The sequence below is a fragment of the Shinella yambaruensis genome (assembly GCF_022899355.1).
In the GTDB taxonomy this organism is placed as follows: domain Bacteria; phylum Pseudomonadota; class Alphaproteobacteria; order Rhizobiales; family Rhizobiaceae; genus Shinella; species Shinella yambaruensis.
The window spans coordinates 11,891-34,931 of sequence record NZ_JALJCK010000023.1; the positions used below are offsets into that span (position 1 = coordinate 11,891).

The 23,041-nt window shown below is 62.8% G+C and carries 12 protein-coding genes and 1 CRISPR repeat array; of the genes, 6 read left to right on the top strand and 6 right to left on the bottom strand.

Translation table 11 applies throughout. From position 1 onward, the window contains the following. The first annotated feature begins 138 nt into the window (after positions 1-138). Entirely contained in the window at positions 139-1,134 is a 996-nt protein-coding gene (locus tag MUU56_RS31165) for an ABC transporter substrate-binding protein (protein WP_245082649.1), read from the top strand. Positions 1,135-1,204: 70 nt separating this feature from the next. Next, positions 1,205-3,229, top strand: a complete 2,025-nt coding sequence (locus MUU56_RS31170) for an oxidoreductase (RefSeq protein WP_245082651.1) — start codon at positions 1,205-1,207, stop codon at positions 3,227-3,229. Between the two features lie 46 nt (positions 3,230-3,275). Here the strand turns inward: MUU56_RS31170 and MUU56_RS31175 are convergent, their stop codons facing one another. From MUU56_RS31175 to MUU56_RS31195, 5 genes are all read right to left on the bottom strand, one after another. Then, positions 3,276-4,313 (bottom strand): quaternary amine ABC transporter ATP-binding protein, encoded by a 1,038-nt coding sequence (locus tag MUU56_RS31175; RefSeq protein WP_245082654.1) that lies wholly within the window; start codon positions 4,311-4,313, stop codon positions 3,276-3,278. Then, positions 4,306-5,193 (bottom strand): ABC transporter permease, encoded by an 888-nt coding sequence (locus tag MUU56_RS31180; protein WP_245082656.1) that lies wholly within the window; start codon positions 5,191-5,193, stop codon positions 4,306-4,308. The genes MUU56_RS31175 and MUU56_RS31180 overlap by 8 nt, the downstream gene beginning before the upstream one ends. A 132-nt stretch (positions 5,194-5,325) precedes the next feature. Further along, complete coding sequence (locus MUU56_RS31185) at positions 5,326-6,327, bottom strand: ABC transporter substrate-binding protein (RefSeq protein WP_245082659.1); 1,002 nt, start codon at positions 6,325-6,327, stop codon at positions 5,326-5,328. A gap of 110 nt (positions 6,328-6,437) precedes the next feature. Continuing rightward, entirely contained in the window at positions 6,438-7,787 is a 1,350-nt protein-coding gene (locus MUU56_RS31190; protein ID WP_245082662.1) for an NAD(P)/FAD-dependent oxidoreductase, read from the bottom strand. 3 nt (positions 7,788-7,790) lie between these two features. After that, the gene (locus MUU56_RS31195) at positions 7,791-8,675 is read right to left on the bottom strand and encodes a dihydrodipicolinate synthase family protein (protein ID WP_245082667.1); all 885 of its coding nucleotides are present in this window, start codon (positions 8,673-8,675) and stop codon (positions 7,791-7,793) included. Between the two features lie 270 nt (positions 8,676-8,945). Here MUU56_RS31195 and MUU56_RS31200 point away from each other — a divergent pair, with 270 nt between their 5' ends. Further along, positions 8,946-9,659, top strand: coding sequence for a GntR family transcriptional regulator (locus MUU56_RS31200; protein WP_245082670.1), 714 nt, complete (start codon positions 8,946-8,948; stop codon positions 9,657-9,659). A 232-nt stretch (positions 9,660-9,891) separates the two neighbouring features. On the opposite strand, the gene MUU56_RS31205 is transcribed toward MUU56_RS31200, so the two are convergent. Beyond that, positions 9,892-15,882, bottom strand: a complete 5,991-nt coding sequence (locus MUU56_RS31205) for a DUF3320 domain-containing protein (protein WP_245082673.1) — start codon at positions 15,880-15,882, stop codon at positions 9,892-9,894. A 315-nt stretch (positions 15,883-16,197) separates the two neighbouring features. Between MUU56_RS31205 and cas9 the strand changes: the two genes are divergently transcribed. From cas9 to cas2, 3 genes are read left to right on the top strand one after another with little or no spacing between them, the layout of a single operon-like run. Beyond that, a complete protein-coding gene (gene cas9 / locus MUU56_RS31210) occupies positions 16,198-19,515 on the top strand; it encodes a type II CRISPR RNA-guided endonuclease Cas9 (RefSeq protein ID WP_245082678.1) in 3,318 nt (1,105 codons plus the stop codon). Between the two features lie 53 nt (positions 19,516-19,568). Beyond that, complete coding sequence (gene cas1 / locus MUU56_RS31215) at positions 19,569-20,495, top strand: type II CRISPR-associated endonuclease Cas1 (RefSeq protein ID WP_245082681.1); 927 nt, start codon at positions 19,569-19,571, stop codon at positions 20,493-20,495. Beyond that, on the top strand, positions 20,492-20,866 hold the full coding sequence (gene cas2 / locus MUU56_RS31220; protein ID WP_245082684.1) for a CRISPR-associated endonuclease Cas2: 375 nt from the start codon (positions 20,492-20,494) through the stop codon (positions 20,864-20,866). The genes cas1 and cas2 overlap by 4 nt, the downstream gene beginning before the upstream one ends. A 72-nt stretch (positions 20,867-20,938) precedes the next feature. Further along, positions 20,939-22,953: a CRISPR direct-repeat array (repeat unit 36 nt; unit sequence AGCCTAGCAGTTCAGAAATCGCAGGCCAACCGCAAC). Positions 22,954-23,041 lie beyond the last annotated feature (88 nt).

The window sequence follows — 23,041 nt, forward strand, 5'->3', positions numbered from 1 at the left end:
CGTACAATACGGCGCCGATGAAGGCAAATAGCATTGATTTGCGTTGGTAAGGGAAGGGGAGGTCCAGTGCCGAAGCACCGGAATGGCCGTTCCCGCCCTGCCAAGCAGATCCATCAAAAATGCGAACAGGGGAACAGGATGAACAAGCTTCTCGCACTTTCGACGGTCGTTCTGGCCGTTGGTTTCGCCCACGGCGCCCATGCCGACTGCGGCACGGTCACGGTGGCGAACATGAACTGGCAAAGCGGTGAACTTCTCGCACATGTCGACAAATTCATCCTGGAGCAGGGCTTCGGCTGTCAGGTCGAATTCGTGCCCGGCGACACCGTGCCGACGATCACCTCCATGGTCGAAAAAGGCCAGCCCGACATTGCCGGCGAGTCCTGGGTGGACCTCGTTCCGGAAATCGTCAAGCGTGGCGTCGACGAGCGCAGGATTGTAAATATCGGACCAGCACTTTCGGATGGCGGCATCCAGGGCTGGTACATTCCGAAGTTCATCGTCGATGCCCATCCCGACATCAGGACGGTCGACGACGCCTTCGCCCGCCCCGAGCTTTTCCCGGCGCCGGAGAATGCCGCGCGGGGCGCGGTGTTCAACGGCCCGCAGGGCTCCGGCGGCTCGGTCGTCAGCGCGCAGCTTTTCAAGGCCTATGGCGGCGAGGCGAAGGGCTTCGACCTCGTCGATCCCGGCACGCAGGCCGGTCTCGACGGTGCCATGGCCAAGGCCTACGAGCGCAAGGAGGGCTGGATGGGCTATTACTGGTCGCCGACGGCATTGCTCGGGAAATACGAGATGGTGCGCCTCGATGCCGGCGTGGCCCACGATGCGGCCGAATGGAAGCGCTGCAACACCGTCGCTGATTGTCCCGATCCGAAGAAGAACGAATGGCCGAAGGACAATGTCGTGACACTCGTCTCGCAGCGTCTCGTCGATAGTGGAAATGCCGGCGTGATCGATTATCTTCGCAAGAGGTCGTGGGACAACCAGACTGTCAGCGCGGTGATGTCATGGATGACCGATACGCAGGCGAGCGGCGAGGATGGCGCGGCGCATTTCTTCAAGGAGCACCCGGACCTCTGGAAATCCTGGCTGGGCGCCGACGTCGCGGACAAGATTGCCGCCGCCCTCTGAACTTCCGGCGCGGGTCTTTCGAGGCCCGCGCCACTGCATTGTGCCTCGCAGCAGCTTTCCAGGATCCAAGATGACGCCCTCCTTTCCCAAGACCTTTTCCGAGATCAAGCTCGCCGGCCATACGCTGCGCAACAGGATCGTCTTCGGCGCGCACACGGCCAACATGTCCGTCAACGGACTGCCGAGCGAACAGACGATCGCCTACTATGTCGAGCGGGCGATCGGCGGCGCGGCGATGATCGTCGTCGAGCCGATGCCTGTGCATCCGGCGACCGTGCTGACGCGCGGCAATTTCCGCACCTGCGACGATTCCGTCATACCCGCCTTCAGCAGGCTGACGGAAAGCGTGAAGCGGCATGGCGCGGTCGTGCTCCAGCAGCTCTATCACGTCGGCAGCCATGGTGATTCCGACCTGTCCTTCCATGCGCACTGGTCGCCCTCCGGCGGGCCGAGCTACCACGACAGCGACGGCTCCCATGCGATGACGGAGGCCGAGATCGAAGAGACCATCGAGGCCTTCGTCAGTGCGGCGCGGCGCTGCCAGGCGGCGGGCTTCGACGGCGTGGAGGTCTGGGCGGCCTATGGCGGCCTGCTCGACCAGTTCTGGACGCCGTTCTACAACAGGCGCGAGGACAGATGGGGCGGCAGCCTGGAAAACCGGACGCGGTTCTCGCGCGAGATCCTGAGCCGCATCCGGCGGCTCTGCGGCCCGGATTTCATCGTCGGCCTGACCGTCAGCGACGAGCCGGGCTGTCCCACGGCGCTTACCCGCGACCAGATCACGGAGATCGTCGCCGGTCTGGATGCGGACAGGCTGATTGATTACGTCACCTGCGGGTCCGGCGGCTATTTCGACTATGGCAGCCTGATGCCGACCTTCCTCTATCCCGAACGGCTCGGGATCGAGCTTTCGGCACGCCTGAAGAAGGTCGTCAGCCATGCCCTGGTCACGGCCGAGAGCCATATCCGCACGCCTGACAATGCGGAGATCACGCTGGGCGAGGGATCGGCGGACCTCGTTTCCATCGTGCGCGGCCAGATCGCCGATCCGCATCTCGCCAACAAGGCGCGCAGCGGCACGCCGGAAGATATCCGCGGCTGTCTTTCCTGCAACCAGATGTGCTGGGGGCGGCGGTCGCGGGACTACTGGATCAGCTGTCTCATCAACCCCTCGGTCGGCCGGGAGGCCGAATGGGGCGGCGATCGCTTCGAGCGCGTGGCGGACCCGCAATCCGTGCTGGTCGTCGGCGGCGGGCCGGCGGGGCTGGAGGCCGCGCGGGCCGCGGCGGAAAGGGGCCATCGCGTCGTGCTGGCGGAAGCCGCCGACAGGCTCGGCGGCGCCTTCCGCCTCGCCGGCGAACAGCCGCGGCGCGCGCAGATCCTCGACCTCATCGGCTGGTACGAGACCCGGTTCGCAAAGCTCGGCGTCGAAGTCCGGCTGAACAGCTATCTGGAAGGCGGAGACGTCTCGGCGATCGGCGCCGATGTCGTCATCCTCGCCACCGGCTCCCTGCCGCTTGAGAGCGGCTTCCAGAAAGCCCGGCCGGACCATCCGTCGCTCGCGGGTATCGAGCGCGGCAACGTGTTCTCCGCCGAAAGCGTCATGGCCCGCCAGGCTCGGCTCGGCCGCCGCGTCGTGGTCCTGGACGAGACCGGTGGCTGGAAGGGCTGCGGTACGGCCTGGAAGCTTGCCGAGCAGGGCCACGCGGTGACGTTCGTGACGCCCGATGCGCTGGTCGGCAAGGAACTCCAGCGCACCGCCGCCGACGTTCCCCTGCGGCGCACGCTGAGCCGGCTCGGCGTTCAGTTCCGCACGGAGACGAGCATCGAGAGCTGGCAGGGCAACGCCGCGACACTCGTCTCGCACCTCACCGGAAGGAACGAGACGATCGAGGCCGACAGCCTCGTCTTCTCCACGACGAATGTCGCGGCGAACTGGCTGGCGCTGGAACTGGCGGAACTGGGCATTCCCTTCATCGAGATCGGCGACGGCGTCGCGCCGCGCCAGGCGCCCTACGCCTTCTACGAGGGCCGGCGCGCCGGCATGGCGATCCCCTCTGCCGCATCGGGCGGGCAGGAGGTTCGCGTGGCCTGATCGAACGTATGATGACCGCCCGGCGGGCGGTCATCTCCTTTGCGGTTCAGCGCGCCGCATTCACCATGGCGCCGGCGAGCTGCCGGACGGTCACCACGCCGAGCGTTTCGCCGCTCGAGGAGACGACGACGCCCTCGTCGGCAACCTCGCGGGAGAGGACCCGAAGGGTATCTTCGACCGTCGTTCCGGTCATGACCGTCGGCTTGCCCGATGCCTGTACCGCACCCGGCGTCATCACCGCTTCGACATGCACCACCCGTCCGCGGTTCACTTCCTTGACGAAGTTGGCGACGTAGTCGTCGGCGGGGCGCAGCACGATATCCTGGCTGGTGCCCTGCTGGATGACCTCGCCGTCGCGCAGGATGGCGATCTGGTCGCCGAGGCGCAGCGCCTCGTCGAGGTCGTGCGTGATGAACACGATGGTCTTCCTGATCTCCTTCTGCAGGTCGAGCAACACGGTCTGCATGTCCGTCCGGATCAGCGGATCGAGCGCCGAATAGGCCTCGTCCATCAAAAGGACCGGCGCATCGTTGGCGAGCGCCCGGGCAAGGCCCACGCGCTGCTGCATGCCGCCGGAGAGCTGGTTGGGGTATTTTTCCTCGAACCCCCTGAGGCCGACGCGTTCAAGCCAGCGCATGGCTGTGTCGAGGCTCTTCTGGCGCGGCATGCCCTGGATCTCCAGCCCGAAGATCGTGTTGTCGAGCACGGTGCGGTGGGGCAGCAGCGCGAATTTCTGGAACACCATCGCCGTCTGGTGGCGGCGGAACTCCCTGAGCTCGGCCTCCTGCATCGTCACCACGTCCACGCCGTCGACCAGGACCTCGCCGGCCGTCGGATCGATCAGCCGGTTGATGTGGCGGATCAGCGTCGACTTGCCGGAGCCGGAGAGGCCCATGATGACCTGGATCGAGCCCGAGGGCATTTCGATGTTGATGTCGCTGAGGCCGAGCACATGGCCGTATCTGGCGTTGAGTTCCGCCTTGGTGAGGCCGTTCTTGACGGCCTCGATATGGGCGCCCGCATTGGGGCCGAAGATCTTGTAGAGATTGCGGATCTTGATGCCGCCGAAGGCGTGTTCAGCCATGGACGATCTCCCGGTGCTTCTGCAGGCGCTTGCCATAGGCCTGGCTGACGCGATCGAACATGATGGCGATGCCGACGATGGCGAGGCCGTTGAAGATGCCGAGCGTGAAGTACTGGTTGGCGATGGCCTTCAGCACCGGCTGGCCGAGGCCCTGCACGCCGATCATGGAAGCGATGACCACCATGGCGAGCGCCATCATGATCGTCTGGTTGATGCCGGCCATGATGGTGGGAAGGGCCAATGGCAGTTGCACCTTGAAGAGCTTCTGGCGGTTGTCCGCGCCGAAGGCGTCGGCGGCTTCGAGAACATCCTTGTCGACGAGGCGGATGCCGAGGTCGGTGAGGCGGATCATCGGCGGGATGGCGTAGATGACGACGGCGATCAGCCCCGGCACCTTGCCGATGCCGAGCAGCATGACGACGGGGATGAGATAGACGAAGCTCGGCATGGTCTGCATGACGTCGAGGACCGGGTTGACGACGCGCTGCATCCTGTCGGAGCGTGCCATGAGGATGCCGATCGGGATGCCGATGGCGATCGAAAGAACCGTGCAGACGAAGATCATGGAGATCGTCCGCATCGTATCGTCCCACATGTCGAAATAGCCGATGATCATGAGGGTCGCGAGACAACCGGCGGTGATGCGCAGGCTGCGCGTCGCGGCATAGGCGATGGCGAGGATCAGCAGCGTGATGATAGGCCAGGGCGTCTTCAGCATGAAGCGCTCCGAGGCGATGAGGAAATGCTGAAGGGGCGAGAAGAAGCCCTCAATGATATCGCCATAGCTGCGGGTGAAGCCGCGAAAGCCATCGTCGATGGCCTTTTTCAGGTCCCGCAGCGAATTGTCGTCCATGTGCGGGAATTTGAAAAACCAGTCCATTCCGTTCCCCTTTTCCAAAGAGCCGACCTCGTGTGTTCTTCTTGTTCTGCCGGCAGGATTGGTGCGACGCGCAGGCCCGCATCGCACCGATTTTCGCGGGGGGCGGCTGTTGCTCGCCCCCAAAGGCATGGCCTAGAGCGCAGCCTCGATCTTTTCGGCGGCTTCCGGGGAGACCCAGGCCTTCCACATGTCCTTGTTCTCTTCGAGGAAGTGCTTTGCGCCGTCTTCGCCGCTCGCCTGGTTGTCGGTCATCCAGGCCATCAGCTTGTTGACCGTGTCGTTCGACCAGGAGCGCTTCGCCAGATAGTCCATGACCTCGGGACCGGCCGTTTCGGAGAAGGATTTTGCCACGAGCGTCACGACCTTGTCGGCCGGCCAGTCGTTGGTCTTCGGATCCGGGCAATCGGCGACGGTGTTGCAACGCTTCCACTCGGCCGCGTCATAGGGCACGCCATGGCCGAGCTTCACCATCTCGTATTTGCCAAGGAGGGCGGTCGGCTCCCAGTAATAGCCGGCCCAGCCTTCCTTGCGCTCATAGGCCTTGGCGATCGAGCCGTCGAGGCCGGCGGCCGAGCCGGTGTCGACCAGCGTGAAGTTCGCCGCCTCCGCGTCATAGGCCTTGAAAAGCTGTGCGGTGACGACCGTGCCGCCCCAGCCCTGCGGACCGTTGTAGATCGCGCCCTTGCTGGAATCTTCCGGGTCCGGGAAGAGTTCGGGATGCTTCAGCACATCCTGGATCGTCTTGATGTCGGGATGGGCGTCGGCGAGATATTTCGGAATGAACCAGCCCTGGACGCCGCCGTCGGGAAGCGGCGAGCCGACCTGCACGATGCGGCCTTCATCCGTGCCCTTCTTGACCACGTCGGGCAAGAGGTCGATCCAGGCTTCCGGCGCGATATCCGGCTCGCCTTTCTCTGCCATGGAGGTGATGGTCGGGACCGTGTCGCCGATGGTGATCTCGGCATTGCAGCCGTAGCCTTCGTTGAGGATGATCTTGTCGAGGTTGGAGAGCACTTCGGCGCTCTGCCAGTTCATGCTGGCGATGGTGATGTCGCCGCATTCGGCGGCGCTGGCCAGCGACGCGCCGGCGACGGTGCCCAGGAGCAATGCGGTTGATGCAAGCAGAATTTTCATTTGCGTTCCCTTTGTGTTAGCGGCGAAGCTATGAACCGGAGCGCCGCGACATCCGGCCTGATGGTGAACTTTTTCGACGGATCGCGCCGCGCCCGGCAGGCGCTTCAGGATCACTCCGCGCCGGCCCTCCATTCCTTGAAGGCTAGGTTCGCCTTCGCGCCGATGGTCCTGAACGGCTGCATCGGGAGCGGCCTGGGCGCCTCGAAGCGTGCGAAGATTTCCGTGAGCCGCGATTTCCGGCCGAGCATCAGGTCGGCCGCGGCGATGCCGTTGGCGGTCGCCTTCGTCGCGCCCACGCCGTTGCAGCCGCATGCCGCGAAGATGCCGCGCTCGATCTCGCCGAAGGCGGGCACGGCGTTCCATGTGAGCGCCATCGCCCCGCCCCAGCGATATTCCATCGGGACGTCTGCAAGCGTGGGAAAGCGTGCGTTGTACTTCTGGTCGTGCTTCGCGCCGGCACGTCGAAGCGTCCCGTTTCCGGCCTCGATGCCCGCGTGATAGCTGTAGCGGGAGCGCACGAGGATGCGGTCGCCGCGCTCTCCCGCGATACGGCGGACCGTCGTTCCCATCGGCAGCGCCGGCGTGGCCGCCCAGTTCCTCTGTCCGCGAAGGTGGCCGGGATCGAACGCGCGCGTCATCGATGCCCACGTGAACACGTGGAGAAGGCGGCTTTCGAAGAAGCCGAAGCTTTCCGCATGGCCGTTGTTTGCCAGGATGATCCTGCCCGTGCTGACGGCGCCGTGCGGCGTCGTCACGGTCCATTCGCCGCCGCCGTCGCCTTCGATCCGCACCGCGGGCGAATTCTCATAGACCGTGACCGGATCACGCAGGCTGTCGGCCAGTCCGCGAATATAGGCAGCGGGCTGGACCATCACCGTTCCCGGCATGAAGAGGCCGGACGTATAGGTCTCGACACCCGTTATATCGGCGATCCCGCGCGCATCGAGCAGCTGATGCCTTTCTCCGAGCGCCGCCAGGCCTTCCGCGTATTTGACCAGGTGCCGATCGCCCTCGTCGCTGATGGCGACGCTGTAGCGTCCGCATGGATCGAAGATCGTGCGTCCCCAGCGCTGTTCCTCGGCGACGGCACTTGCCAGCGCAATCGCGGTGCGACTGATCTCGATGGCCTCGCGGTTCTTGGCGATCGTGTCGCCACCATAGTCCTCGGAAGAGACGTCGTGCGGCAGGTCGATGATGAAGCCGGAGTTGCGACCGGCGGCCGCGTCCCCGATGACGCCGGCCTCGAGCACCGCGACCCGCAGGGCCCGATCGATATCCCCTATCCTGCGCGCGGCGGAGAGGCCGGCGAAGCCGCCGCCGATGATCACCACATCGGCGGTGGAGCGGCCCGCGAGCCGGGGCTTCGCCTGGCGGGGAGGGAGCATCGCCACCCATCCGGAGACGCCCGTGTTCGTCGGGAGCCTCGATGCGGCAAAGACCTTTTTCGCGGGACGGTTCACGGCTCAGGCTTCGCGTTCGACGAGGGTGCCGAGCGCCGTGCGGAGAATGTCGATCCGCTCGGGCGACAGGGCCCTGAGCGGCTTGCGCGGCGCGCCCGCGCCATAGCCGGTGAGTTCGGCGGCGGCGTAGACGGACTGCACGTAGTCGCCTTCCCAGATCAGGGACATGGCAGGCTCGAGGACCGTCCAGATCGCGCGTGCCTTCGACCAGTCGCCGGCCATTGCGGCTGTGACGAGGGCAAGTGCGGTGCGCGGCGCGAAGTTCGCACCACCCCAGATCAGGCCGCTCGCGCCGGACCAGAGCGCGAAGGGCACGAGATTGTCGGCGCCGTTCATGACGGGCAGGCCGGTGCGGATGAGGGATGCCTGCCTGCCGAGGTCGCCGCTGCTGTCCTTGACGGCGCAGAAGTTCGGGATCGCGCACAAGTCCGCAAGCAGCGACGGCGTGACCGTGACGCCCACAGCATGGGGAACGTTGTAGCCGATGACCGGCAGTCCGGCGGCTGCGACCTCCGTGTAGAAATCGATAATGCCCTGGTCGTCGGTCGGCCCTTCGAAGAAGGGCGGAAGCACCATGACGCCGTCAGCGCCGCAATCGGCCGCATGCTTCGTCCGGGCGACGACGTCGTCCGTCAGAAGGGCGGAGGTCTGGACGATGAGCTTTGCACGTCCGTTGATGATCTTCGATCCGCGCCGCACGAGTTCGTCCGACTCTTCCCGCGAAAGATAGACATGCATGCCGGTGCCGGAGCTGAGGACGAAGCCAGGCACGCCCAGCGCCAGGTAGCGTTCGAGGTTCTGTTCCAGCCGCGCATGGTCGATGCGGCCCCCGGCGTCGAAGGGCGTGGCAATGGCAAGGTTCAGGCCCGCAAAGGGGAAGTCGGTCATGGCAGCAGGTCCGCGGTTCGACGGGATCGGATGAGGCCATCGGTGCATTACGCACCGATGGCTCCGGGTGTCATGCAGGGCTATCTTTGAAAGACAATAAGTAGACAATTGATAGACTGTCAATAGGCATGATGCTAGCATGCCCGCGCAATTCGCTTCGAATGGCTTGTGGAGGAGGCCGTAGCGCCGGCTTGCGCCCGGCGAAAACCGCGGTGCCCGCATTGACCCGCCTATCGATTGTAGACAGATTGCCGCTCAAAGGAGTTCGACATGGCCACAGAGCAAATCCCGACCGAGGCAGGCGCCGGGGTCGACCGCAAGACCGCCCTCAGTTCGAGCCTGCGCCACCGCATCCTGACGATGCAGATCGCGCCGGGCTCGGTTCTGGACGAGATCGCGCTCAGCGAGGAATTCGGCCTTTCACGGCCGCCGGTTCGCGAAGCCATGCGGCAGCTTGCCGGCGAGGGCTTCATCGAGCTTGAGGCCAATCGTCCCGCGCGCGTGACCTCCATGAGCTATCAGTCGCTGCGCGACTTCTTCCTGGTGGCGCCGCTCATCTATGCCGCGACCACGCGGCTTGCCGCGGAAACCGCGACGAAAGCGGATATTGCGGGTCTTCGGGAAATCCAGGCCAGTTTCCGCCAGTCCGTCGAAGGTGACGATATCGATGGCCGCGTCTTCTACAACGACCAGTTCCATCTGCGCATCGGCGAGGTCGCGAACAATCCCTACCTGCTGCCGAGCCTGCGCCGGCTGCTGATCGATCACGCGCGGATCGGAAAGATCTTCTACCGTCCCGCCAATGCGCAGATGCAGGACAATCTGGAAGAGGCCTGCCGCCAGCACGACGACATTATCGACGCCATCGCCCATCACGATGCCGACCGCGCCGAGGCGCTGGTGCGCGCGCATCTCGATCTGTCGCGCAAGAACATGGCGATGTATGCCGCCCCGGAAGGCATGCAAGTCGCCATCGGCGTCTAGACAACCGAGCGTCCTTCGCCGTGTCTGTGCATCAGGCAGAGATGGCGCACCCGGCATGGCGAAGATGAAAACTAGAGCATTGGCACCACTTCGTGAGTGCGGCAGGCTCAAATTGTAATGCGCAAGCTGCACAGACAGAAAAGTTATGAAAACAACTGCGTGGTGGAGATGCCGTATATTGGCAGGCGCCTGCCGGCGCGAAGGTGAGTGCTTCGGTTTCACGGAACATGGCTTATCCGGACAGTTGAATGTTCACGATATGCTTGCGGGCCCGTGCGATCGCTTCGTCGAGACGGGCGCGAGACACGGCTGCGAGGCGTTCGACGCCCAGGAGACGTGCCAGGTCGCGCGCGGGGTCGGGCTCGTCCAGCAGGTCGGGATTATCGAGCACGACGGCAGTGAGCTCGGCGAGCGGGATGTCTCCGATCGGCCTGCGCGCCTCCTCGCTTGCAGGCTGCCGATACGGAAGGATATCCGACACGGCCCCCTTCTTCCAGATGAACTCGCCGCTCGATTCCACGGTCCTGTCCAGATCGCGCAAGTGAAGGCCTATCCTTTCACGGATTCGTCCCCCTGTCCGCAGCCAGCCGTGGGCGCGGGCCAGCCGCTGGGCAAGGATGTCGGTGCGCAAGGGACTTTCGGTCTCGATGATGGCTTCGATCATCCTCCGCAAGATATCCCGATAGCCGAATTCGAAGAACTGTTCGGGATCGGCCGGAAAACCGGAAAGATCGGTGACATGATATCGTTGCTTCCCAGCGACCTCGGCCAGGGTTGCCGACGCAGCCGCCTGCATTGCTGCTCCTTCGATAGCGCGAGAAACCATTGGTGCGTCCGCCGAGACGAGTTCCGCCTCAATGGTCGCTGACGGCGGCGCGGGTTCCTCGGCGGGAGCAGCCCCGTCGTCGCGAATCTCCTCGACCGCCTCCACCTCATGTCCCATATCCCAATGAGTGGCAACGTCCTCGTTTTCGGCGGCCCTGCGCGCCCTGCTTTCCTCCAGCAGACTTTCCAGCCCGGCGTGGAGCCTCTCGACGCAGCCTGCGGCATCGAACCACCAGTCCGTCGACCAGACACGGAGGATGTTCCAGCCCAGCCCCTTCAGGACCTGCTCGCGAACCTTGTCGCGATCCCGTGCGGTGGCCGACCTGTGATAGGTGGCGCCGTCGCATTCCACACCTGCGAGATACGCGCCGGCAAGATCGGGGTGGCGGATGCCGAGGTCGATCCGGAAGCCGGAAATCCCGACCTGTGGCAGGACCGTCCAGCCGCGCCGCTCCAGTTGCAGGGCGACGGCCTCATCGAAGGGGGAGTCGAAGCCACCGACCGATCCGATGTCCTGGGCGGGCAACGCGACCGCGCCGCGCTCGGCATAGTCGAGAAACGTCTTCAGGTGCTGCACCGCCAGCGCCTTCGTCCGCGCCGGATCGATCTGATCGGCCGTGAAGCCGGAGAAAACGACCAGTTCCTGGCGCGCGCGGGTCACAGCGACGTTGAGGCGCCGCTCTCCGCCGTCGCGGTTTAGCGCACCGAAATCCATCGTCAGCTTGCCGGCGGCGTCCTTCCAGAACGTGATCGAGAAAAAGATGACGTCACGTTCATCACCCTGCACGTTCTCCAGATTCTTGACGATCGTCTGTTCGACCCGTTCTTCAGCGAAGAACCATTCAAGCTCGGGGTCGTTCCGGCGCGCCGCGTCGAGCAGATCCAGGATCAGCGACTGCTGCTGGGCGTTGAAGGTGATGACGCCGAGCGTCGGGCGATCCTTTTCCGGCAGCTTCAGCCAGCCCTTCATGCGGCAAACCGCTTCGCGCGTGACGGCTTCCGCTTCGATCCTGTTCGTCCGGCTCTTGCCGCGATCGTAAACACCGTCGGGCACTTTATGGAGGCGCACCGCGCGGTCTTCGACCAGAGGCGACGGGAACGTCACCAGACGATTCTGGTAGTAGTGGTGATTGGAGAAGGCGATCAGCGACTCGCTTCGGCTGCGATAGTGCCACCTCAGATCCCGTACCGGAATGCCGGCCGCTTTCGCCTCGTCCAGAATGCTCTCCAGATCCTTCTCGTGATCGGCGATCTCATCCTCATCCTCGTTGCGGCCGAAGAAGTTCGTCGGCGGCAATTGTTTCGGGTCGCCGACGATGACGGTCTGGCGTGCCCGTGCGATGGCGCCGACAGCATCCCAGGTGGTGATCTGGGACGCCTCGTCGAAAATCACGACATCGAATAGCGCCTGATCCGGCGGGAGGTACTGGGCGATGGAGAGCGGCGACATCAGCATGCAGGGCGCTAGCTTGGGAAAGCTCTGCGGCATCTTGCCGATCATGTCGCGTATCGACTGGCTCGGCCGCTGCAGTTCCATCTGGTGGCGCAGCAGCCCGAGCTCCGAATTGCGCGAAACGCTCTGCACGGCGGGCAGTCCATGCGCAATTGCGCTGATCACGCGGCGAGTGGCGTGCGAGCGCACCAGATCGTCGATCTCACGAAATTCCTTGATAGCGTTTTCGTGCTGGAATCGCCGGAAATCCCGCAGAACAGGATCGCTGTCGAGAACCTTCGGAAGCCACCATCTGGCGTATCCCAGTCGAAACGCCGATCGCGCGTCTTCGGGACGGACCATCCCCTTCTCGATCTGCTCGACAAGAGGGGCAAGGCTGGAGGCTATCGCCCGGCGTCTGATGCGGCACCAGGCCGACCAGTCGCGAAGAAGATGCCGCCCATTCACGAGAGCACCGAGATTCTCGCTCAGTGTCGCGAGGTCGGGTCCGTCCGGTTCTGATGAAATCTCTCGCCCGGAAACCTCGCGGAAGTGCTTACGTACAGCCTGAAAACCTTCGATCGCGGTGAGAAGCCTGTCTCCCGACTGCCGGACCCCGTCATTCTCGGACGTCCCGCGCAGGCATGGGGCAACGAAGCGGAGCATCGATCGTGTCTCTTCCTGGCTGCGCCCCGGAATTGGAACGGTGGCGCGAAACTCCCACGCGAGTTCGAGGATTTCCGCGACGGCGACGACGTCGGTCGCCAGACCCTCGATCGGCAGAGGTTTGCCCGCCAATTGATTCCGATCGATCGCCGACAGGCATTCCTTCATGTGGCGCAACAGCGGGATATCCCGCCCCGGATCTGCTGTTCCTCCATCAGCGTAGCTTTGCAGCAACTTCTGGACCTTGCGCTTGCCGAGCGCAGACGTGGGCCAGAACGACGCGTTCGCCTCCCGCCACTTACGGTCCAGCGCATCGGGATCGAGGTCGCGCACTGCGGTCACGGCATAGGCGGCGGAAAGTCCGCGCTCTGCCTCGCGGTAGCTCTTGATGGAATTCGCGAGCGTCTCCAGTGCGCCGGCGCATTGCGGAAGCTCTCGATCGAAGACGATGGTGATATCGCGGCCCCGGCATTTCCGCATCACCCTCGCGAGGTTGGCCAGCCCTTGGATTTCGGCTTGTGAAGATCGGCCTTGCGACCCGAGGCCAAGGCTTGCGAGATAGGCCTCGACAGCGATCCTCACCGCCTCGATCGCATCTTTTAGGGATTGCGCCGCCGCAAGCAGGCTTTCCTGCCAGCCGGAGCTCCAGTCACCGACATCGACAAGATCCAGCGCCGGCTGCCGCTCGACGGAAGCGAAAACGAGGCCGAGCTGGCCGGCAAGCTCTTCCAGATCGTGGAGCGTTTGTGCGTCATGGGCATCCCGCTCCGGCCACGCAAGGCCTGGTGCCGGGCTGTCCGTAGCCTTGAGGGCGATTCCGAGCGCCAGATAGGGCGTCCATCCATTCGGGTAGCGCCTGTGCAAAGCCTCGACATAGGCATTCAGCTCGTCGCGACGCAGCCGTAGGCGCTCGTTGACCGCCACCCATTCGGATACATCGATCCCGCCGCCCTGTTCCCAGGCCGCCTTGAGCTGCCCTAGGAAATGGCGGCGGTCGGCCTTGTTCGAATGCAGCTCGATGCAGTGATTGCCGAGGCCGTGCTCGCGCAATCGGCGATAGACGACATCGAGCGCGGCCGTCTTCTCGGCGACGAACAGGACCGTCTTTCCCACAGCCAGGCAGCTTGCGATCATGTTGGCGATGGTTTGGCTCTTGCCGGTGCCTGGTGGGCCGACGATGACGAAGTCCCGCCCTTCGGCGGCGGCAAGGCTCGCCGCCATCTGCGATGAATCCGATGGAAGAAGGCAGATGAGGTCGGACGGCGCATAGGCGCGATCGAGCTCGCGTTCCTCGCGAAACGGTGGCTGCCCGTCGCCCGCCTGGAACGCTTGCTCAGGCGTGTCGATCAGGTGGCGGACAACCTTGTTCGCGCGGAGCGCCTCTGTACGCTCCACCAGATCCTTCCACATGAGAAACTTTGCGAAGGAAAAGGTCGACAATGCGGTTTCATCGACGACCTCCATCCCCGGAACGTCGCGGATCGCCTGGCGCATCATGGCAAGAAGGCGTGGAACGTCGATGCCGTTGTCGTCGAGCGGAAGGTCTCCCGAAAATTGCGGAAGCTTCAGATCGAAATCGCGCTCCAGGAACTGCAGGAGCGTGGCGTTGAAGCGCGGCTCGTCCTCGTGGAAACGGACCGTGAAACGCGAGCTGGCGCTGCGGCGCTCAAGCTTCACGGGGACCAGCAGAAGGGGAGCCCGGTAGCTGCGATCATCCTCCGGCTTCTTCTTCCAGCGCAGAAACCCGACGGCGAGGAACAGGGTGTTCGCGCCGCCCTCGGCAAAGTCGTTTCGGACCTGCCGGTGAAGGTCGATCAGCCGTGCCTCAAGCTCGGATGCACCGAGCGTCGAGGAGAGTTCATCCCTGAGCAGCGCTTCGGCCGCGAAGCCGCGTTGCAGGTCTCTGCCGTGAACGTCGCGATATAGCGCGGCATCGCGCTCGCCGAGCGGATTTTGCTCGGGAAGAGATATGATCCGGATTGCACCACCGCCCGCCAGCCGATCCTCGAGGTAGGCGACGTCCGTGCAGAGAAACGGGATGGTCTTCCTCGAATCCGGAAAATTGAGGAGCCGGTTGCGAAGGGTGAGGTCGAGCAGTTTCTTCTGCCACCGGTCGATGCGGCCGGCAGCGGTGGTCGGCTTCACTTCGATGGTTTCGGCCGGCAATTCGCCGAAGGATGGCGCCACGGGCAGAGGCAGGTCCGCAACGGGCGTAACCTCTTCATCGAGAACGGTGCGGCGAATCGGCTCGTGCGAGGCAAGCGGCATGATCCCGCCGCTCCGTGACCGCCGGACATCGATTGCCGCCACGAAGGCATGGGCTTCGGTCTCGCCGAGACGATGATCGAGAACCTGTTGTGCGCTCTCCATCGTCATGGCGGGGCGATGCGTTACGCCGGTCGTTTCGAAGACGATCAACTCGCGGGATGCGAGCGCCTTGCGGACCTCCATCTGGTCCGTCTCGATCGCGTTGGCGAAGGTTCTCTTGGCCAGCCATGCACCGGCTGCCGCATGCCCTTGGAACATCAGAAGGACAGGATACAATCCGGCAGCTTCCAGGGCCGCGGCGAAAAGAAGTGTGGTGTCGAGGCAAGTCGCCAGCCGCTCCTCGGAAATCGTGCTCGGGCGCCTGATCTTCTGGCCGCGGCTTTCGAAACTGGCGGGCGGTTCCGCGTAATGCAGCGCCATGCCGGCAATCGCCGAGTAGATGGCGGCGGCGAGCAGGTAGGCCCGCTGCGGGCTCCCGGACTGGTAGCCGTCCAGGCCGCTTTGATGTCCATGTGCGGCCAGCCGCTCTGCCGCATTGCGCAGAATGGATGCCACGCTCGGATCGTTCGGCATGACGAAGGCCGGAAGCAGTTGCGCCATGTCGGCGACGCCGCCCCATTCGTCCCGGGCGAGCAGCCTTACGGGAAGGCGCCGTTCGTCAAGGACGTCTCCCGCCGATGACAGACGAAGCGTGATCTCGCCGCGCTCCGCCTCGTTGAGGCCGGCGAGATAGCCGGCGTCGAGCTCCACTTTCCTGTCGTTCAGCGCAAGTCTGTCGCCCGGCACGAGCCGGTCGACCGTCCATGTTTTCGGCCTCAGGAACGAGGGGGAAGAGGTCAATTCCAGCTTGCAGTTGGCAAAGTGCCTGTCGCTGCTGTTCTCGATCAGAATGGAGCGAATAACCGGTATGGCATTCTGATAGGATGCGTAAGTGAAGCTCGCGGCGATATCGGCAACGATCACCGGTCCTTCGTGGGTGTTACTGATATCCGGATCGAATTCTTCCGAATTACTTTCGCTTTCAGTCTGCATCGGTGTGCCTCCCCCACTGGGAGACTAGCGTTGTTTTTTACCGTGAAGAAGGCCTTTCACTCGTGAGAGTTGATTTTTCGACGGGAATTCGCTCTCACTGAGCATGGCAGCGCGTGCCACGTCTACTGGCCGGGTGAGGGTCCAACCATGAAGGGAGTTTTTATCCGGGAAAATGAAAAAGCGTCCGCCGGAGCGGACGCCTTATCTGGTGCATATCTCAGCTTGTTAACGGCTGGACTGCGATTTCTGAACGATATGCATATTGCCTAGCTCGCCCCGATTGTCAATGCTGCAAGCATTCGCGGAGAGGTGGCTATGGCTGGATATATCAAGACGCTTGGACTCGATCTCGGCACTAACTCGCTCGGCTGGGCGATCATCGAAACGCGCGGTGAACCGGGCGAAAATGACGAGGGACGCATCGTCGCCAGCGGCGTGCGCATCTTCTCTCAATCCGAAATGGCGGGACGTGATCCGCAATCGAAGGCTTCCTTGGCCGTGGCGCGGCGTCAGGCGCGTGGGTCAAGGCGCCAGCGGGATCGCTATCTGAAGCGGCGGGAGCGCCTGGTCGACCTTCTGGTCGATCTCGGGCTGATGCCCGCCGACAAGGCTGCTCGCGCGGAACTGGTGAAGAACCATGGCGATGGAAAGACGGGCGACCTCTCGTCATCCGTCTATGCATTGCGCGCGCGGGCGCTGGACGAGGCGCTGTCGCCCTATGAGATCGGCCGCGCGATTTTCCACCTCAACCAGCGCCGCGGCTTCAAGAGCAATCGCAAGGCCGACAGCAACGACCCCGAACAGGGCGTGATCTCCGAGGGGATGCGCTCGCTCGATGAGAAGATGGCGGAGGCGGGCGCGCGGACCATCGGCGAATGGCTGCACATGCGCCGGCTGCAAGGCCTGCCGGTCCGTGCCCGTATCGCGCCTGACGGGGAAGGCTATGCCTTCTATCCCTCGCGTGACGCGCTTGAGCGCGAATTCGACCGGATCATGGCCCGCCAGACGCTTTTCCATCCCGACCTGCTCACCGATGCGGTCATCCGGGAACTGCGCGAAGTGATCTTCCACCAGCGTCCGCTGAGACCGGTGAAGCCGGGGAAATGCTCCTACAATCCGCTGGAGGAGCGATTGGCGAAGGCGCATCCGCTGTTCCAGAAATTCCGGCTGCTCAAGGAACTCAACGAACTGGAAATCGTCGGGGAGGACCAGAAGCACATCAAGCTGACGCCGGAGCAGCGCGATGCTTTGGCGCTGCAGCTGCGGACGAGCCTTACCAAACAGGGAAAGGTGCCTTTCTCGAAGTTGCGGGGCACGCTGAAGCTCGGACGGGAGGTGCGCTTCAACAAGGAGACCGACAACCGCAGCGATCTCGAAGGCGACGTGGTCTATTTTCGCATGTCGCGCCCGGAATGCTTCGGCAACCGCTGGGCGGACCTGCCGGTCGAGAGGCAGGCAGCAATCACCGAGAGACTGAGGACCGAGCCTGACTACAACACCCTCATGAACTGGCTGAAAGCGGAGGCGGGGCTGGACGAGGCGCATGCCCGGGCGGTGGCCGACACACCGGTGCCGGACGGTTTCGGCAGGTTGGGCCGATCCGCGCTGACCGCGCTCATCGACGCGCTGGAGAACGAAGTGGGCGAGGGCGGCTTCGTCATCACCGAGGCCGAGGCGGCGAAGCGGGTTTACGGCCGCACCAATTCCGAAGCCGATCCGAACCGTAAGGGCGTGGACCAACTGCCGAAATATCAGGAGGTTCTGGCGCGCCACATTCCTCCGGGAACGGGCGAGCCCGACGATCCCTATGACGATTTCATGGGGCGCATCACCAACCCGACGGTTCATATCGCGCTCAATCAGTTACGCCGCGTGGTCAATGCGCTGATCCGGACATACGGCAAACCGGACCGGATCGCCATCGAGGTCGGCCGCGAACTGAAAATGAACGACCGGGAGCGCGACGAGATCAATCGCCGGATCGCGCGGAACACGAAAGCGGCGATCGAACGAGGCGTCAAGCTGACCGAGACCTTCCGGCAGTTGGACACCGGTTACAACCGCCTTCGATTGGAATTGTGGGAAGACCTGAACCAGAAGCCGGAAAACCGCGTCTGCATCTATTGCGGCAAGGCCATCGCCGGCCACATGCTCTTCAACGGCGAGACGGATATCGATCACATCCTGCCCTATTCGAAGACATTGGATGACAGCAAGGCAAACCGGATCCTGTGCTGCACGTCCTGCAATCGCGAGAAAAAGAACCGGCCTCCGTCGAGCGTGCCGCAGTGGCGCAGTCGCTATGGCGAGATCCTGGCGCGCGTCACGACACTGCCGAAACCCAAGCAATGGCGCTTTGGCGAAGACGCGATGACACGCTTCGGCGAGGAGGAGGGCTTTCTCGCCCGGCAATTGACCGACATGCAGTATATTTCCCGGCTGGCACTGACCTATCTCGCCCATCTCTACGACTACGAGGAAGTGGATCTTGACGGTATCTACAAGCGCCACGCCCGCGTGCGTGCCTTGCCCGGGCGGATGACCGAGATGCTGCGCCGCCAGTGGGGTCTCAACGAATTGCTGCATGACCATAATCTCATCGGAGGCGACGTGGCCAAGCCGAAGAACCGGCTGGATCATCGCCACCACGCGATCGATGCCATTGTCATCGCCTGCACATCGCGTGCGCTCATCCAGCGGCTGGCGACGGCTTCCGCGGCGGCCGAGGAGCGCGGGGCCGAGCGCGTCGTCGAGCGGATCGATCCGCCCTGGTCCAGCTTCCGCGAGGATGTCCGTGCGGCGGTGGGCGCCATCGTCGTCAGCCACAAGCCGGACCACGGAACGGTGAGCCGGGAAGGCTATGCAAGGGGTCGCGGGCAGACGGCGGGCAAGCTGCATAACGATACCGCCTACGGGTACACCGGCGAAAAGGACGCCAGCGGCAACGATATCGTCGTGCGCCGCATTGCCATCACCGATATCAGGAACCCCGCCGATATCATGAAGATCAGGACCAATGCGCATGGCCATTCGGAGCTCAGGGACCGGCTTTACGAGGCGACACGCGGGCTGGAGGGCAAGGCGTTCGAACAGGCGGTGCTGGATTTCGTCAAGGGCGATGTGAAATTCAGGGGCATCCGCCACGTCCGCATCACCGAGGTGGCGAATCCCGTCTGGATCACGCATGGGGGCGGGCGGTACAGGAAGGGCTATCTGCCCGGCGGCAACGATCGCTTCGACGTTTGGGAGCTGGCAGACGGCAAATGGGATGCCGAGGTGGTGACGACCTTCGATGCGCACCGGCCCGGCTTCGTGCCCCGAATGCGGCTCGAAAACCACAATGCCCGCAAGATCATGAGTTTGAAGAAGGGGGATATGGTCGCCTATGACGACCCCGATAGCGGGAAACGTATCATCGCCATCGTCCGCAAGTTCGACCAGCGCAACAAGCAGCTTTATCTCGATCCGCACAACGAGGCGGGCAATCTCGACAGGCGGGAAAAGGAGAAGACCTACAAGCCGCTTCGCCCGATGCCCAACCCATTGAAAAAATACAGGCCGAGGCAGGTTCGTATCGATGAGATCGGTCAGGTGTTCGATCCCGGCCCGTGGTGGGAAAAGCAGGACGGTTAACCAAAGATTAAGATTTGCCGGACGAAGAGGCATGATTGAGTTAGTCTCCCGTCATGCAGCGTGTGGTTGATCTTTCCTCTGATGGCCTGCATGTGGCCGTTCATCGTGGCTTCCTTACCGTGTCGAAGGATCGGGAGGAGATGGGCCGCGTAGCGCTCGATGACATCGGCGGCGTTATCGCCCATGCGCACGGGCTGACATGGTCGAATACGGTCTTCGTTCGCCTTTCGGAGCGGGCGGTGCCGGTTGTGCTGTGCGCGGCGAACCATGCGCCGGTGGCGTGTGTCTGGCCGCTGCAGGGCAATCATCTGCAGGGCAGGCGGCTGAACGCCCAGGTGGACGCCTCGCGGCCCTTGGCCAAGCGCATCTGGCGCGACATCGTGGTCGCGAAGATCCGGATGCAGGGCGCGGTGCTGGCATCGGTCGGGGCGGAGGCCGGTGCATTCGACACGCTCGCCCGCAAGGTCCGCTCCGGCGATCCGGACAATGTGGAAGCGCAGGCGGCGCGGCGCTACTGGCAAGCGTTCATGGGGCCGGATTTCCGGCGCGATCAGGACGGCGAAGGCGTCAATGCGCTCTTGAATTACGGCTACACGGTGCTGCGCGCGATCATCAGCCGCGCCATTTGTGCAGCCGGTCTGCATCCCTCGATCGGGCTTCATCACTCTAACCGCGCCAATGCCTTTGCCCTGGCGGATGACCTGATGGAACCTTATCGACCGATCGTTGACAGGGCCGTCTACAATCTCGTGCAGGATGGCTTGCGAGAGGTTTCGCCCAAAGCGAAAACTGCACTGGTGACATTAACGGCGCTGGATCTGCCGGCACCGCAGGGCATGAGCCCGCTGCATGTACATGCAACGCGACTTGCACAGCAATTGGCGGCGCTTTTTGATAAGGAGGACGTGGGCCTGGATCTGCCTTCGCCACTTGACCCGCTGACGTTATCTGGCCTTGCACGGCAGGGCGAGACGCAATGACAACGCTTCATACGGAAAAACGGGGAGAGCGGACCAAACCATCCTATATGTCCGCTTATCGGATGATGTGGATGCTCGTCACGTTCGATCTGCCGGTGGATACGAAAAGACACCGCGCCGACGCCACGAAATTTCGCCAGTTCCTGCTTGATCAGGGCTTTGAGATGAGCCAGCTTTCGAATTATCTTCGATTGGTGAACGGGCAGGAACAGTTTGAAACCTACACGCGACGAATTGGATCCAACCTCCCGGAGCGGGGCGATGTTTTCATCTTTCAATTTACAGATCGACAGTATGAAAATATCGTCCGATTCAGCGATCAAAGCCGCCGTGCCCGAAAGAAAAATCCCGAACAGATTGCTCTTTTCTAGCGCCCATGGACGCTTTCATAGCGTGATAAAGCCCCAAAACCCCTGTCGAAACAGGGGCTTGGGGCAGTATCGAGCCTAGCAGTTCAGAAATCGCAGGCCAACCGCAACGACAACACTGCGCCAGGCTTCTGCGCGACGAGCCTAGCAGTTCAGAAATCGCAGGCCAACCGCAACAATAGCATGCGTCTGATAAGACTCATCTTCAGCCTAGCAGTTCAGAAATCGCAGGCCAACCGCAACTCGCACAAACGGCTTCAGCGTATCCCCCATAGCCTAGCAGTTCAGAAATCGCAGGCCAACCGCAACACCATCGACGGCGTCGCCCGCACGATCCAAGCCTAGCAGTTCAGAAATCGCAGGCCAACCGCAACGCGTCACGAAAGGCATCTCCAGCACCGCCGAGCCTAGCAGTTCAGAAATCGCAGGCCAACCGCAACGGCCCAAACGGTCTTGAAGTTGCGGAGATGAGCCTAGCAGTTCAGAAATCGCAGGCCAACCGCAACCAGCCTTATAGCGCGGTTAACCTGGGGATAAGCCTAGCAGTTCAGAAATCGCAGGCCAACCGCAACAGAGTGCGTCAGGTGCCCTGCTCCAGCTGGAGCCTAGCAGTTCAGAAATCGCAGGCCAACCGCAACTGCGACTGGTCGTACTACCTGATCAAGGAAGCCTAGCAGTTCAGAAATCGCAGGCCAACCGCAACCTTCGCTGCCTTGGAGAGTGCCTTGTAGACAGCCTAGCAGTTCAGAAATCGCAGGCCAACCGCAACCAAAGCTGCCCGCCCACGCTCATTTCGCCGAGCCTAGCAGTTCAGAAATCGCAGGCCAACCGCAACCATGATCAGCGCCGCATTGCGCGTCCAGGGAGCCTAGCAGTTCAGAAATCGCAGGCCAACCGCAACGCGATCCGGCGGGCATGGTTATGGTGCTGGAGCCTAGCAGTTCAGAAATCGCAGGCCAACCGCAACCTGCGCACGGAAACGGACAGCGTGGAGACGACAGCCTAGCAGTTCAGAAATCGCAGGCCAACCGCAACCGCCGCGCGCGACCATCAGGACGAGCAGCAAGCCTAGCAGTTCAGAAATCGCAGGCCAACCGCAACTTTCTTCTATGTCAAGCACCGCGACTTGGAAGCCTAGCAGTTCAGAAATCGCAGGCCAACCGCAACTCCTCTGTGGTGGTGGTTAGATCGCCCAGAGCCTAGCAGTTCAGAAATCGCAGGCCAACCGCAACTGGGGCAAGAACGGGTCCGTCGCGGTCGACAGCCTAGCAGTTCAGAAATCGCAGGCCAACCGCAACAGGCCGCGACGATGGCTGAGAACTCCGCAAAGCCTAGCAGTTCAGAAATCGCAGGCCAACCGCAACTGGAAACCCGCATGGGACGTGCGGTATGGGAGCCTAGCAGTTCAGAAATCGCAGGCCAACCGCAACACTATGACGCCGACAACGTCATGGCGCGCAAGCCTAGCAGTTCAGAAATCGCAGGCCAACCGCAACCGGCCCTTCCGTACATCACCGACTTTGTCGAGCCTAGCAGTTCAGAAATCGCAGGCCAACCGCAACGGCGCAGATCGCCTTGAGGCTTTTCCCATTAGCCTAGCAGTTCAGAAATCGCAGGCCAACCGCAACGTCGGCGCCTTCCACCCGACGAGAATGCGGAGCCTAGCAGTTCAGAAATCGCAGGCCAACCGCAACAGAGGAAGTGTGTGCCGTTGCTGTTGACGTAGCCTAGCAGTTCAGAAATCGCAGGCCAACCGCAACGGCTCGCCCCTCCCGACCGGCCGCGGGCGAAGCCTAGCAGTTCAGAAATCGCAGGCCAACCGCAACGGCGAAGAGGTCGATGCCGTTGCGCCGCATAGCCTAGCAGTTCAGAAATCGCAGGCCAACCGCAACTACGAAGGGTGCGATGCCGCGGCCGCAGACAGCCTAGCAGTTCAGAAATCGCAGGCCAACCGCAACTTGTCGAGATCAAGCATCATCTCCGAGAAGAACCTAGCAGTTCAGAAATCGCAGGCCAACCGCAACTTTGCCGGGTTGCTGTAGACGTGCTTGCATAGCCTAGCAGTTCAGAAATCGCAGGCCACCGCAACCAGTTCTTGGGGGGGCCTGCTAAGTGTACCGAAAGGCTAGTGTGTGGTCTCGGAATGAGGTAGTATAGGTTGATTTTGAAGACTTATGG

Excerpts from the sequence above, each read along its gene's own strand:
- cas2 (WP_245082684.1), top strand. The coding sequence starts at position 20,492 with ATGACAACGCTTCATACGGAAAAACGGGGAGAGCGGACCAAACCATCC.
- MUU56_RS31165 (WP_245082649.1), top strand. The coding sequence starts at position 139 with ATGAACAAGCTTCTCGCACTTTCGACGGTCGTTCTGGCCGTTGGTTTC.
- cas1 (WP_245082681.1), top strand. The coding sequence starts at position 19,569 with ATGCAGCGTGTGGTTGATCTTTCCTCTGATGGCCTGCATGTGGCCGTT.
- MUU56_RS31195 (WP_245082667.1), bottom strand. The coding sequence starts at position 8,675 with ATGACCGACTTCCCCTTTGCGGGCCTGAACCTTGCCATTGCCACGCCC.
- cas9 (WP_245082678.1), top strand. The coding sequence starts at position 16,198 with ATGGCTGGATATATCAAGACGCTTGGACTCGATCTCGGCACTAACTCG.
- MUU56_RS31175 (WP_245082654.1), bottom strand. The coding sequence starts at position 4,313 with ATGGCTGAACACGCCTTCGGCGGCATCAAGATCCGCAATCTCTACAAG.
- MUU56_RS31180 (WP_245082656.1), bottom strand. The coding sequence starts at position 5,193 with ATGGACTGGTTTTTCAAATTCCCGCACATGGACGACAATTCGCTGCGG.
- MUU56_RS31185 (WP_245082659.1), bottom strand. The coding sequence starts at position 6,327 with ATGAAAATTCTGCTTGCATCAACCGCATTGCTCCTGGGCACCGTCGCC.
- MUU56_RS31205 (WP_245082673.1), bottom strand. The coding sequence starts at position 15,882 with ATGCAGACTGAAAGCGAAAGTAATTCGGAAGAATTCGATCCGGATATC.
- MUU56_RS31170 (WP_245082651.1), top strand. The coding sequence starts at position 1,205 with ATGACGCCCTCCTTTCCCAAGACCTTTTCCGAGATCAAGCTCGCCGGC.
- MUU56_RS31200 (WP_245082670.1), top strand. The coding sequence starts at position 8,946 with ATGGCCACAGAGCAAATCCCGACCGAGGCAGGCGCCGGGGTCGACCGC.